This window comes from Pseudonocardia sediminis, from assembly GCF_004217185.1.
Taxonomy (GTDB): Bacteria; Actinomycetota; Actinomycetes; order Mycobacteriales; family Pseudonocardiaceae; genus Pseudonocardia; species Pseudonocardia sediminis.
This window is the reverse complement of the sequence record NZ_SHKL01000001.1, coordinates 3304573-3317052: the sequence shown is the minus strand read 5'-3', so window position 1 is coordinate 3317052 and position 12480 is coordinate 3304573. Positions and strand designations below refer to the sequence as shown.

Annotated in this window: 10 protein-coding genes and 1 pseudogene; 1 reads left to right on the top strand and 10 read right to left on the bottom strand. The window is 75.1% G+C overall.

Annotated elements, in window-relative coordinates:
* Positions 1-66: 66 nt before the first annotated feature.
* Positions 67-2157, bottom strand: a complete 2091-nt coding sequence (gene uvrC / locus EV383_RS15365; protein WP_130290549.1) for an excinuclease ABC subunit UvrC — start codon at positions 2155-2157, stop codon at positions 67-69.
* A 181-nt stretch (positions 2158-2338) separates the two neighbouring features.
* Here uvrC and EV383_RS15360 point away from each other — a divergent pair, with 181 nt between their 5' ends.
* Positions 2339-3175, top strand: coding sequence for a DUF2786 domain-containing protein (locus EV383_RS15360; RefSeq protein ID WP_130290548.1), 837 nt, complete (start codon positions 2339-2341; stop codon positions 3173-3175).
* 16 nt (positions 3176-3191) lie between these two features.
* On the opposite strand, the gene EV383_RS15355 is transcribed toward EV383_RS15360, so the two are convergent.
* The 9 genes and pseudogenes from EV383_RS15355 to def all read right to left on the bottom strand — a co-directional run bounded on the left by EV383_RS15355 (position 3192) and on the right by def (position 12348).
* Positions 3192-3734 (bottom strand): PH domain-containing protein, encoded by a 543-nt coding sequence (locus tag EV383_RS15355; protein ID WP_130290547.1) that lies wholly within the window; start codon positions 3732-3734, stop codon positions 3192-3194.
* Entirely contained in the window at positions 3731-4228 is a 498-nt protein-coding gene (ribH, locus tag EV383_RS15350) for a 6,7-dimethyl-8-ribityllumazine synthase (protein ID WP_130290546.1), read from the bottom strand. The genes EV383_RS15355 and ribH overlap by 4 nt, the downstream gene beginning before the upstream one ends.
* Positions 4229-4271: 43 nt before the next feature.
* Positions 4272-5540: a bifunctional 3,4-dihydroxy-2-butanone-4-phosphate synthase/GTP cyclohydrolase II gene (locus EV383_RS15345; RefSeq protein ID WP_130294489.1), complete on the bottom strand. Its 1269-nt coding sequence runs from the start codon at positions 5538-5540 to the stop codon at positions 4272-4274.
* A 56-nt stretch (positions 5541-5596) separates the two neighbouring features.
* Positions 5597-6268 (bottom strand): riboflavin synthase, encoded by a 672-nt coding sequence (locus EV383_RS15340; RefSeq protein WP_130290545.1) that lies wholly within the window; start codon positions 6266-6268, stop codon positions 5597-5599.
* Between the two features lie 19 nt (positions 6269-6287).
* Positions 6288-7307 carry a bifunctional diaminohydroxyphosphoribosylaminopyrimidine deaminase/5-amino-6-(5-phosphoribosylamino)uracil reductase RibD gene (gene ribD / locus EV383_RS15335; RefSeq protein ID WP_130294487.1) on the bottom strand — a complete coding sequence of 340 codons (1020 nt, stop codon included), beginning with the start codon at positions 7305-7307 and terminating at the stop codon, positions 6288-6290.
* A gap of 73 nt (positions 7308-7380) precedes the next feature.
* A complete protein-coding gene (gene rpe / locus EV383_RS15330) occupies positions 7381-8064 on the bottom strand; it encodes a ribulose-phosphate 3-epimerase (RefSeq protein WP_130294484.1) in 684 nt (227 codons plus the stop codon).
* A gap of 138 nt (positions 8065-8202) precedes the next feature.
* Positions 8203-9645 (bottom strand): annotated as a pseudogene (locus EV383_RS15325) (RsmB/NOP family class I SAM-dependent RNA methyltransferase); the annotation flags it as partial.
* Positions 9646-10870: 1225 nt separating this feature from the next.
* Complete coding sequence (gene fmt / locus EV383_RS15320) at positions 10871-11803, bottom strand: methionyl-tRNA formyltransferase (RefSeq protein ID WP_130290543.1); 933 nt, start codon at positions 11801-11803, stop codon at positions 10871-10873.
* A complete protein-coding gene (gene def, locus EV383_RS15315; RefSeq protein ID WP_130290542.1) occupies positions 11800-12348 on the bottom strand; it encodes a peptide deformylase in 549 nt (182 codons plus the stop codon). The genes fmt and def overlap by 4 nt, the downstream gene beginning before the upstream one ends.
* Positions 12349-12480 lie beyond the last annotated feature (132 nt).

The following is a 12480-nucleotide window of genomic DNA, read 5'->3' as shown; positions in this document are numbered from 1 at the left end:
GCCCGCTCCCGGCCCCCGCCGTGTCCTCAGTCTCCGGCAGCAGCCGAGTCCCGCCGATCGCCCCCGTCATCGCCCCTCCGACCCGATGGGTTCCTGCGTCCTGTCCCCGTCCGGACCGCTCGGTCCGGGCACGTCCTGCGCATTGTCGGGGCCACCCTCCCCCAGAGCGGCCAGGACCGCCTCCGCTGTCCGCCTTCCGAGACCGGGGACCTGGCTGATCTCCTCGGCCCCGGCGGCGCGCAGCTTCCGCACCGATCCGAAGTGCTTGAGCAGCGCCTGCTTACGGGCCGGCCCGAGCCCCGGCACCCCGTCCAGCGCCGAGGCCGTCATCCCCTTGGAACGACGCTGGCGGTGGTAGGTGATGGCGAAGCGGTGCGCCTCGTCGCGCACCCGCTGCAGGAGGTAGAGCCCTTCGCTCGTGCGGGACAGGATGACGGGGTCCTCGTCGTCGGGCAACCACACCTCCTCCAGCCGCTTGGCCAGGCCACAGACCGCGACGTCGGTGATCCCCAGCTCGGCGAGCACGGCGGCGGCCGCGTCCACCTGCGGTTTCCCGCCGTCGACGACGAGCAGGTTCGGCGCGTAGGCGAACTTGCGCGGCCGGCCGGTCTCGGGGTCGATGCCGGTCCGCACCGTCGGTTCCGCGTCCGCCTCGACGGCGCCGGAGGCCGTGTCCCCGACGGCGCCGGAGGACTCGGCGTCCGGCGGTGCGCCGTCACCGGTGTATCCCCCGGTCTCGGCGAGGTAGCGGCGGAAGCGCCGGCGCACGACCTCGGCGATCGAGGCGACGTCGCCGCGCTCGGCCGCGTCCTTGATCTCGAAACGGCGGTACTCGGACTTGCGGGCCAGCCCGTCCTCGAACACGACGAGCGAGGCGACGACGTTCGTGCCCTGCACGTGGCTGATGTCGACGCACTCGATCCGCAGCGGCGCCGTGTCGAGCTCGAGACCCTCCTGGATCTCCTGCAGCGCCGCCGAGCGCGCCGTCAGGTCGCCGGCCCGGCGCAGCTTGTGCTGCTGGAACGCCTCCTTGGCGTTGCGGGCGACGGTCTCGGCCAGGGCCCGCTTGTCCCCGCGCTGCGGGATCCGCAGACCGACCCGCGACCCGCGCAGGGTGGAGAGCCAGTCGGTGAGCGCCTCGGCCTCGGGCGGCAGCTCCGGGACCAGGATCTCCTTCGGCACCGGCTGGTGGGCGTCGTCGGCGGACTCGGCCAGCCCGGCCTGCTCGCCGTAGAACTGGATGACGAACCGCTCCACCAGCTGGGCGGTGTCGGTCGGCTCGACCTTGTCGATGACCCATCCGCGCTGGCCGCGGACCCGTCCGCCGCGCACGTGGAAGACCTGGACCGCGGCCTCGAGCTCGTCCTCGGCGAACGCGACGACGTCGGCGTCGGTGCCGTCACCGAGCACCACCTGCTGGCGCTCCATGGCCCGGCGCAGGGCGCCCAGGTCGTCGCGCAGGCGGGCGGCGCGCTCGAACTCCAGGTTGTCCGAGGCCTCGGTCATCTGGCGCTCGAAGTCGCGGACCATCCGGTCGGTGCGCCCGGAGAGGAAGTCGGAGAAGTCCTCGACGATCTCGCGGTGCCGGGCGGCGTCGACGTTGCCGACGCACGGGGCCGAGCACTTGTCGATGTAGCCGAGCAGGCAGGGACGTCCGATCTGGCCGTGCCGCTTGAACACCCCGGCGCTGCAGGTCCGGGCCGGGAAGACGCGCAGGAGCATGTCCAGGGTCTCCCGGATGGCCCAGGCGTGGGCGTAGGGGCCGAAGTAGCGCACGCCCTTGCGGCGCGGGCCGCGGTAGACGTGCAGCCGCGGGTACTCCTCGTTCATCGTCACCGCGAGGACCGGGTAGGTCTTGTCGTCGCGGTAGCGGACGTTGAACCGCGGGTCGTACTCCTTGATCCAGTTGTACTCGAGCTGCAGGGCCTCGACCTCGGTCCCGACGACGGTCCATTCGACCTTCGCCGCGGTGGTCACCATCTGGCGGGTGCGGGGATGCAGGCCGGACAGGTCCGCGAAGTAGGAGTTCAGCCGCTGGCGCAGGCTCTTGGCCTTGCCGACGTAGATGACCCGGCCGCGCGGGTCGGAGAAGCGGTAGACGCCCGGCGACTCCGGGATCGTCCCGGTGGCCGGTCGGTAGGTACTGGGGTCGGGCATGGTCCTCCCAGGGTAGTTCGGCGCGTCCCGGGCGTGTCCGCACCCGCCCCGCCGACCGGCGGGCGGACGGGGTGTAGAGAGGAACGGCTGCGATTCTTCTCCGTGGCCGGGTCGCGGCGCGCCGGAATTGTCGGTGGGCCGGGGTACACAGTCTCCGAACAGTAGTTCGAAGGAGGACCTGATGACGACCGACACCGACACCGGGCTCCCGCCCGGGGACCCCTCGTCGCCCCGTGACCCTGCGGCGCCGCCGGGTGACGCGGGGGTACCGGCCGCGCGCCTGGACCGGGTGCGCAAGCTGCTGGCCAAGGCCGAGCGCGCGGGAACCCCGGACGAGGCCGAGATCTACACCGCCAAGGCCGTCGAGCTGATGGCCCGGCACGGCATCGACGACGCCGTGCTCGCCGCCGCGGACCCGTCGCGCACCGCCGACCGGATCGGGTCGGTCCGGATCGGGATCGACGACCCGTACAGCGCCGGGAAGGCCCGGCTGCTGGGCTGGACGGCGTCGGCGCTGCGCTGCCGCTGGGTGATGCACGACGCCCGGGGCGGTCGGGTGCCCGCGGTGACCGTGTTCGGGTTCGACTCCGATCGCGAACGGGCCGAGCTGCTCTACACCTCGCTGCTGCTGCAGGCCGCCCGTCCGCTGGCCGAGCTGCGCCCTCCGGGCCGCGACGAGTCGGTGGCGGCGTATCGCCGGTCCTGGCTCTACGGGTTCGCCGCCCGGATCCACGAGCGGCTGCGCGAGGCCGAGAGCCGGGCCGTGGCCGAACGCGACGGGACGGCCGCGCCGACGCCGGGGACCGGGAGCTCCACCGCCCTGGTGCTGGCCGACCGCACCGACCAGGTCGACCGCGCCTACGCCGAGGAGTTCCCGTCGCTGCGGCGCGCGCGGCGGCCGTCGGTGTCCGGGTCCGGGTTTCGCCACGGCGCGGACGCCGCCGACCGGGCCGACCTGGGCGGTGGCCCGGAGCTGGGCGGTCCCGGCCGTGGCCGCGTGCTGCCCGCCGCGCGCTGAGGCGCGCCGGGCCCGGTCAGCCGCGGGCCGGGCGCCGCGAGTCGCCGTGCAGGCCCCGCAGGGTCCGGATGCCCCGGACGGCGAGCTGACGGTCCACGGCCTGGACGGCGAGCACCGGCAGGTACTCGTCGTCGGGCAGGTCGATCCGGGCCCAGGACGCACCGTCGGGGAACGCGATGCCCTCGACCTCGGCCCACGGGTACCAGTGGGTGGCCCAGACGTTGCGGATCTCGATGCCGCCGGCGTCGGCGCGCACCCGGGGGCGGGCCATCAGCAGCAGGCCGCCCGCGATGAGCAGGCCGAGCACGAGCATCGAGACCTGGTCGGCGGCCCGGAAGTACACGCCCGTGTCGACCTCGGGCAGCAGGTAGGCGACCACGGCGAAGATCGCCACGACGATCGCGGCCGAGACCCACGCGCTGATCAGCAGGACCCGCGGCCGGAGGACGACGGGGTCCGGCCCGATGCCGAGCGCGGGTCCCCCGCCCGTGTCCGCGGTGCCGGTCCCCCTCGTGTCGGATCCCGTCGTGTCGGATCCGGTCGTGTCCGCTCCGGTCATGCGCGCACCTCCGGTGCGGTCCTCGCCCGCAGGTCGCGCAGGACGAGGGCGGACTGCAGCGCCGCGTGGCACGCCTCCGCGCCCTTGTCCTCGGCCGCGCCCGGTACGCCGGAGCGGTCGACCGCCTGCTGGACGGTGTCGGTGGTGAGCACGCCGTTGCCGACCGGGATCCGCTCGTCGAGGGCGATCCGGGTCAGCCCGGCCGTCACCGAGTCACAGACGTACTCGAAGTGCGGGGTACCGCCGCGGACGACGACCCCGAGCGCGACGACGGCGTCGTTCGTCCGGGCGAGCTCCTGGACCACGACGGGCAGCTCGAGCGTCCCGGCGACCCGCACGACGGTCGGCTCCGCGCCGGCCCTCCGCGCGGTGTCGACGGCCCGTTCCAGCAGCGTGTCCACGATCTCGGCGTGCCACTGCGTCGCCGCCACACCGACCCTCAACCCGTCGGCGTGCAGCTCCTCGGCCTGCGCGGGCCGGCCCTCACCGCTCATGAGCCGATTCTCGCCGGTCGGGTCGTCCCCGGGACGCGCGGGGTCACCGGCCGGGCTCGCCGGTCTCGCCGAGCTCGGGCAGGTCGTGGCCCATGCGGTCGCGCTTGGTCTTGAGGTACCGCAGGTTCTGCGGGGTGGCGCGGACCGGCATCGGCACCCGGCCGGTGACGGTCAGGCCGTAGCCCTCCAGCCCGGCGCGCTTCTCGGGGTTGTTGGTCAGCAGCCGCATCGAGCGCACGCCCAGGTCGGAGAGGATCTGTGCGCCGATGCCGTAGTCGCGGGCGTCGGCGGGCAGGCCCATCGCCAGGTTCGCGTCGACGGTGTCGGCCCCGGCCTCCTGCAGCTGGTAGGCCTGCAGCTTGTGCAGCAGGCCGATCCCGCGGCCCTCGTGCCCGCGCATGTAGAGCACCACGCCGCGCCCCTCCTTCGCGACGGCCTCGAGGGCGGCGTCGAGCTGGGGTCCGCAGTCGCAGCGCAGCGAGCCGAGGACGTCGCCGGTGAGGCACTCGGAGTGCACCCGGACCAGCACGTCCTCGCCGTCGCCCTCCGGGGTGCCGACGTCGCCGACGACCATCGCGATGTGCTCGATGCCGTCGAGCAGCGAGTCGTAGCCGTAGGCGCGGAAGTCGCCGTGGTCGGTGGGGATGCGTGCCTGCGCGACCCGCTCGATGTGCTTCTCGAAGCGGCGCCGGTAGGCGATCAGGTCCGCGATCGTGATCAGCGTCAGGTCGTGGTCGGCGGCGAAGACGCCCAGCTCGTCGCCGCGGGCCATCTCCCCGCCGTTCTTCTCCGAGACGATCTCGCAGAGCGCACCGGCGGCCGGCAGTCCGGCCATCCGGGCCAGGTCGACCGCGGCCTCGGTGTGCCCCGGGCGGCGCAGCACCCCGCCCTCGCGGGCCTGCAGCGGCAGCACGTGCCCGGGGCGGACGAGGTCGCTCGACCCGGTCTCCGGGTCGGCGAGAAGCCGGATCGTGTGTGCGCGGTCGGTCGCCGAGATGCCGGTGGTGATGCCCGCCTTGGCGTCCACGGTCACGGTGAACGCGGTGCGGAACGAGTCGGCGTTGGTGTGGTGCATCGGCGGCAGGTCGAGCCGTCCGCAGTCGGACTCGGTGAGCGCGACGCAGATGTAGCCCGAGGTGTAGCGCACGGTGAACGAGACGAGCTCGGGGGTGGCCTTGGACGCGGCGAAGATGAGGTCGCCCTCGTTCTCCCGGTCCTCGTCGTCCATCACGACGACGGCCTTGCCCTCGGCCAGGTCGGCGATCGCCCTCTCGATCAGGGCGAACCGTTCGGCACGCTCGGTCGGCGTCATGGTCGCGTGCGGCGGGGCCGCCTCGACATCCTGTCCGTGCGTCTGCAGCGAGTCCGTCACCGGCCGGCCCCTTCCTGTCCCGACCCGGCGCCCGGCCCGTCCGTGGCGCTCTGCGCCCGGTCGTGCAGGTATCCCGCGGTCATCCGTTCCACATACTTCGCAATCACATCGACCTCAAGATTGACCGTGTCTCCCGGTCGGCGCACGCCGAGGGTCGTATCGGCCAGGGTGGTCGGGATCAACGCCACCCCGAATCCGTCCGGGTACACCGCCGCCACCGTCAGCGAGACACCGTCCACCGCGATCGAGCCCTTCTCCACGACGTACCGCGACAGCTCGGCGGGGAGGCTGAAGCGCAGCTCGTCGCTGCGCTCCCCCGGCTCCCGGCTGACGAGCGTGGCGATGCCGTCGACGTGGCCCTGCACGATGTGCCCGTCCAGTCGCCCACCGGCCGGGACGGCCCGCTCGAGGTTCACGGTCGACCCGGCGGTGACGTTGCCCAGCGAGGTCCGCTTCAGCGTCTCCGGGACCAGCTCCAGCCGGATGAGGCCGTCCGCGGCACCGGTGCGCTCCGGGTCGACGGCGGTGAGGCAACAGCCGTTCACGGCGATCGAGTCGCCGTGCGCGACGTCGGCCACGCGGTGCCCGCGCACGGTCAGTACCACGACGTCGTCGGACTGCCGGATGTCGGCGACCTCGCCGACCTCCTCCACGATCCCGGTGAACATGTCTGTGAGTTCCTCCTGCCTACCCGGACGCCTGCGACGTCGTCGGCGTACCGGTCCGCTCCGGCCGGGCGTCGACGAGGACGTCGGCTCCGACACGATGTACCCCATCCACGTGCAACCGCACGATGTCCGAGATCGTTCCCACACCCGCGTCACCCAGAGCGGTGCTTCCGGATCCGAGCAGCGCCGGGGCGAGGTAGGCCAGCACGCGATCGACCCGTCCGGCGGCCACGAACGCCCCGGCCAGGACCGGTCCGCCCTCCAGCAGGACGTCGACGACGTCGCGCGCGGCCAGGGCGTCGAGCACCTCGTCCGGGTCGTGGGTGCGCACGTGCAGCACGTCGTCGGCCGCCAGCGCCGCGCCGGTGGGCACGTCCCGGCGCCCGACGACCACCCGCAGCGGCTGGTGCTCGGCGAGCGTGCCGTCCGGGCGGCGCGCGGTGAGTGCGGGGTCGTCGGCCAGGACGGTGCCGGTCCCGGCGACGATCGCGTCCATCCGGGCGCGCAGCGCGTGCACGCCCTCCCGCGCGGCCTCCCCGGTGATCCACCGGCTGGAGCCGTCCGCGGCGGCGATCCGGCCGTCGAGGGTGGCGGCGAGCTTCCAGGTGACGTGCGGGCGGCCGGTGCGCTGACGGTGCAGCCAGCCGCGCAGCGGGCCGGCGGAGACCTCGTCGGCCAGTGTCCCGACGGTCACCTCGACCCCGGCGGCACGCAGCCGCTCGACCCCGCCCGCGGCGGCGGGGTGGGGGTCGCGCAGAGCGACGTGCACGACCGCGATACCGGCCGCGAGGACGGCGTCGGTGCAGGGCGGGGTGCGCCCGTGGTGCGCGCAGGGCTCCAGGGTGACGACCGCGGTGCCTCCCGCGGCCCGGTCACCGGCCTCGCGCAGGGCGGTGACCTCGGCGTGCGGGCCACCGGGAGGGGCGGTCGCGCCGACCCCGGCGACCTCGCCCGCGGTGTCGAGCACGACACAGCCGACGGACGGGTTCGGGCTGGTCCGCCCGTGGGCGGCGACCGAGGCCGCCAGCGCACGGCGCATCGCGGCCTCGACACCGTCCGCCGTGGCGCTGCCCGCCGTCGCGCCGTCCGGGCCGGTCACCTCAGGGGTCCGGTCACGACGACCACCGGTGCGGGTTGGTGCGGCGGACGGAGTCACGCAGCGCCGCGACGGCCCTGCCGGGGTCCTCCGCGCCGTAGACGGCCGAGCCCGCGACGAAGCAGTCCACCCCGGCCTCGGCGGCCTCGGCGATGGTGTCGGCGTTGATCCCGCCGTCGATCTCGACGAGCAGGCGCAGGTGCCCGGTGTCGACCAGCCGGCGCGCGGTGCGGACCTTCTCCAGGACGTCGGAGATGAAGCTCTGGCCGCCGAAGCCCGGCTCGACGCTCATGACGAGCAGTGTGTCGTAGTGCTTGAGCACCTCGAGGTAGGGCTCCAGCGGTGTGTTCGGCTTGATCGACAGACCGGCGAGCGACCCGGCGGCGCGCAGGTTCTTCGCCAGGGCGACCGGGTCGTGCGCGGCCTCGACGTGCACCGTGACGTTGTGGGCCCCTGCCTCGGCGTAGCCGATCGCCCACCGGTCCGGGTCCTCGATCATGAGGTGGCAGTCGATCGGGATCTCGGTGGCCCGGAGCAGGCTCTCCACGACCGGCAGCCCGAGCGTCAGGTTCGGGACGAAGTGCGCGTCCATGACGTCGACGTGCAACCAGTCCGCGCCGTCGCCTCCGGCCGGGGCCACCGCGGCGGCCTCCTCACCCAGCCGGGCGAAGTCCGCCGAGAGGATGCTCGGAGCGATCAGAGGGTGCACGCCCGCAGGTTACTGCGCGCGACGCATGTGTCGGTGACCCCCGCCGGAGTGCGTCGTCACACACCGGGCCACTACTCCGGCCACCGGTCCCGCACGGTCCGGCGGCGCCGTCGCCGGCCGCCCCGCTCGCTACTCCGCGGGCCGGCGGAGCAGTGAGACGAACATGGCGTCGGTGCCGTGACGGTGCGGCCACAGCTGGACCGTGGGCCCCTCGCCGAGAGCGGGGATCTGCTCCGGCAGGTACCGCCGGACGTCGAGGCGCTCCACCTCGGCCAGCTCGGTGCCGCGGCGCAGGGCCTTGGCCAGCACCCCGACCGTCTCCGACAGGTGCGGCGAGCACGTCACGTACGCGACGACGCCACCGGGCCGGACGTGGCGCAGCGCGGCCAGCAGCAGTTCGCGCTGCAGCTTGGTCAGCGCGGACACGTCGTCCGGGCTGCGCCGCCAGCGCGCCTCCGGACGCCGGCGCAGTGCTCCGAGGCCGGTGCACGGCGCGTCGACGAGGACCCGGTCGAACTCGCCGTCGGGCAGCGGGGCCTCGCGACCGTCGGCGGTGTGCACGGTCACCGGCAGGTCGACGACGGCCTTGCGGACCAGCTCGGCGCGGTGCTCGGAGTGCTCGACGGCGTCCAGCGTCCCGCCGTTCACCGCGACGAGGCCGCCGAGCAGCGCCGACTTGCCGCCGGGCCCGGCGCACAGGTCGAGCCAGCGACCGCCGTCCTCGCCCAGGAGCTCGGCACGGGCCAGGGCGAGCGCGGCCAGCTGGCTGCCCTCGTCCTGCACGATCGCCATGCCCTCGGAGACGGGCGCGAGCTCCCCGACGTCGCCGGTGCCTGCCTCGAGGTGCACCCCGTACGGCGAGTACGGGGCGGGCTCCCCACCGGTGGCCAGCGCCAGCTCCTCGGCCGAGATCTCCCCCGGCCGGGCCAGCAGGTGGACGACCGGGCGGGTGTCGTCGGCGGCGAGGGCCTCGACGAGCTCCTCGCCGGTGGTGCCGAGCGCGTCGGCGAAGGCCTGCGCGATCCAGCGCGGGTGCGCGTGCCGCAGCGCCGCGGACCCGACGGGGTCCTGCGCGGGGTCGGGCGCCAGCTGCTCGAGCCAGGCAGCCTCGTCCTTCTCCCCGATCCGGCGCAGCACCGCGTTGACGAAGCCGGCCGAGCGCGACCCGGCGTCGCCGCGGACCAGCTCGACGCAGGTGTCGACGGCGGCGTGCGCCGGCACCCGGGTGCGCAGCAGCTGGTAGGCGCCCAGGCGCAGGGCGTCGAGCAGCGGGTGCTCGATCTTGCTCAGGGCACGGTCGGTGCACGCGTCGATGACGGCGTCGAGCAGGCCCTGCGCGCGCAACGTGCCGTAGCCCAGCTCGGTGGCCAGTGCGGCGTCGCGGTCGCGCAGGCGGTGCCGGCGCAGGATCCCGGGCAGGGCGAGGTTGGCGTAGGCGTCGCGCTCGCGGACCGCCGTCAGCAGCTCGTAGGCCGCCTGCCGGGCCGGGTCGACGGCCGGTGGGCGCCCGGGGCCGACCCGTCCACGCGGCGGACCGGCGTTGCGGGGACCGGGGGTCCGGCCCCGGTCGTCACGGGAACCGGTGCGAGGCCCACGCTCGTCCCGCGGGCCGGTGCGCGGGCTCCGGTCGTCGCGCGGGCCCCGCTCGTCGCGGCCGGCGCGGTCACCCGGGCCGTCCCGGCGTACGTCGTCGCGCCGGGGTCCCCGGGCGACGTCGCCACCCTCGTGGCTCGGACGCCGCGGACGGTCGCGGTCGGCCCGCGGACCGGCCGGACGGCGGTCGCCGCCCCGGTCGGAACCGCGGTCGTCGCCCCGGTCGGAACCGCGGTCGTCGCGGCGTGGCCGGTCGTCACGGGAAAGGCGGTCGTCACGCCGCGGACGGTCGTCCGCGGTACCGCGGTCCTCGCGCCGGGGCCCGTCGTCGCGCCTCGGACGGTCATCGCGACCGCCGGCGGACGAACCGCGCCGATCCTCCGGCCGGCCGTACCGCTCGGACCCGCCGGACGAGTTCGCCGGACGACGGTCGTCGTGGCCGCCGGAGGCATCTCTCCGCGACGAGGACGGTCGCCGGTCTCCGCCGGACGACGGCCGGCCGCGGTCACGATCCCCCACCGGGCGACCGGCCCGGTCGTCGCGGGCTGCGCCGGAGCCCCCGCGGTCCGACCCCGCGCGGTCCTTCCACGGTCGTCCGGCGCCGCCGCGATCGCTTCCGGAGCGTGCGCCTCCCGGGCGGTCGCCGGCGGGACGGCCGGAACCGGAACGGTCGCCGCCCGAGCGGTCGGCATCCGAACGATCCGAGCGGGGGCGATCGGTGCGGGGCCGGCCGTCGCGGCCGCCGGCCGGGCGTGCCGCGGAGGGACGGTCGTCGTCCCGGCGTGCTCCGCCGGCGGACCAGCCGTCACCGGTCCGGTCGGATCGTCGGTCGGGCTTCTGGTCACTCACGGGGTCTCCTCGCGGCGGTGGTGGGCCGCGTCGGCGGCAGTGCTGGTCGTCGCCGGCGGGGACGATCGAGTGTCACGTTCCGGTCGTGCGAGGGCCCGTTCCGTGACGCTCGATCGGGGATCGGGTGTATCCGGGAATCGAGCGTCACGTTCCGGCGATCGGACCCACCATGGCGTGACGCCCGGCACGAGCACGCCGGTCCGGTCGATGCGGACCGCGGCGCGCACCGACGCCGGGCTGGTCACCGCACGGGAGGATCGAGCCCCGGAGGGGACGAGCGGGCCCCCGGCGCGAGGACGGCGCACGACGCGCCGGGTCGCGCACGGGACGTCCCGGGCCCGGCGCGCGGGGGCGCTCATCCCAGCGACTCCCCGGCGTCGATCCGGGCACCGCGCGCCCAGTCCGGGGCGGGCATCGCCCGCTTGCCGACCGGGCGGACCTCGCCCAGCTGGACGGGGACCGTCGCGGTCCCGACCAGCACCCGCTTGCGTTCGACCAGCAGCTCCCCGGGCGCGAGGTCGACCTCACCGGTGCGCAGCGGCCGGACCGGTCCCAGCCCGAGCCGTTCGCCGCGGAACTGGCACCACGCACCGGGATCGGGGCTGACCGAGCGGATCAGCCGGTCCAGGGCGGCGGCCGGGGTCTTCAGCTCGGCGCGGGCGTCGGCGGTGGTGACCTTCGGGGCCATCGACACGCCCTCGGACGGCTGCGGGGCGGCGAACAGGGTGCCGTCCTCGATGCCGTCGAGGGTGGCCGTCAGCAGCCGGGCACCGGAGTCGGCGAGCCGCCCGAGCAGGGCACCGGCGGTGTCGGTGGGGCCGATCGCGTCGGTGACCACGCCGAACGTCGGGCCGGTGTCCATGCCCTCCTCGAGCCGGAACGTCGTGGCGCCGGTGACGTCGTCGCCGTGCCGGATCGCGGCCTGAACCGGGGCCGCGCCCCGCCATGCCGGGAGCAGTGAGAAGTGCAGGTTGACCCAGCCGAACCGCGGCACGTCGAGCGCCGCGCGCGGGACCAGCGCGCCGTAGGCGACGACCGGGGCGCAGTCCGGGGCGAGCTCGCGCAGGGTGTCCCGGAACTCGGGGTCGGACGGGCGGCCCGGCGTGAGGACCGGGATCCCGGCCTCGTCGGCGAGCGCACCGACGGGCGACCGGACGATCTTGCGACCGCGCCCGGCGGGCGCGTCCGGCCGGGTCAGGACGGCGACGACCTCGTGCCGCGGCGAGTCCAGCAGAGCCCGCAGCGAGGGCACCGCCGGGTCGGGGGTGCCGGCGAAGAGCAGTCTCATCGCACCTTGCCGAACAGCGGGTGCGGGCTGACCTTGACCGTCGGCTCCGGCTCGCCGAACCAGGACGCGGCGCGGATCTCGGCCATGGCCGCCTTGCGGGTCTCGGCGTCGAGGCGGTCGACGAACAGGACGCCGTCGAGGTGGTCGGTCTCGTGCTGGATCGCCCGGGCGAGCAGCTCGCTGCCCTCGATCACCTGCGGCTCGCCGTGCATGTCCCATCCCCGGGCGACGACGTGCAGGCGCCGGCGGCAGTCCCAGCCCAGACCGGGGATCGACAGGCATCCCTCGGTCCCGATCTGGTCCTCGTCGCCGACGGCCTCCCAGGTCGGGTTGACCAGGTGCCCGGAGAACCCGTCGCAGTCGAAGACGAACACCCGCTGGCTCACACCGATCTGCGGCGCGGCCAGGCCGGCGCCGCCCTCGTCGTGCATGGTGTCGGTGAGGTCGGACACCAACCGGCGCAGCTCGGCGTCGAACGTCTCGACCTCGGTCGCGCGGGTGCGCAGGACCGGGTCACCGAAGAGCCGGACGGGCTGGATGGGCACGGTTCTCCTCGCAGCTGAGGTCGGGTCCCGCGGTGGCGGGCCGGTGATCGGTCCGAGGGACGAGGCCGACGGCGGCACCGCCGCGACGTCGATGGCCGGTGGGCACGGGCGGCTCCCCATTCTGCCACCGAC

Bases quoted from the DNA above. Each gene is read 5' to 3' on its own strand.
- uvrC (WP_130290549.1), bottom strand. From the start codon at position 2,157: ATGCCCGACCCCAGTACCTACCGACCGGCCACCGGGACGATCCCGGAG.
- EV383_RS15360 (WP_130290548.1), top strand. From the start codon at position 2,339: ATGACGACCGACACCGACACCGGGCTCCCGCCCGGGGACCCCTCGTCG.
- EV383_RS15355 (WP_130290547.1), bottom strand. From the start codon at position 3,734: ATGACCGGAGCGGACACGACCGGATCCGACACGACGGGATCCGACACG.
- ribH (WP_130290546.1), bottom strand. From the start codon at position 4,228: ATGAGCGGTGAGGGCCGGCCCGCGCAGGCCGAGGAGCTGCACGCCGAC.
- EV383_RS15345 (WP_130294489.1), bottom strand. From the start codon at position 5,540: ATGACGCCGACCGAGCGTGCCGAACGGTTCGCCCTGATCGAGAGGGCG.
- EV383_RS15340 (WP_130290545.1), bottom strand. From the start codon at position 6,268: ATGTTCACCGGGATCGTGGAGGAGGTCGGCGAGGTCGCCGACATCCGG.
- ribD (WP_130294487.1), bottom strand. From the start codon at position 7,307: ATGCGCCGTGCGCTGGCGGCCTCGGTCGCCGCCCACGGGCGGACCAGC.
- fmt (WP_130290543.1), bottom strand. From the start codon at position 11,803: ATGAGACTGCTCTTCGCCGGCACCCCCGACCCGGCGGTGCCCTCGCTG.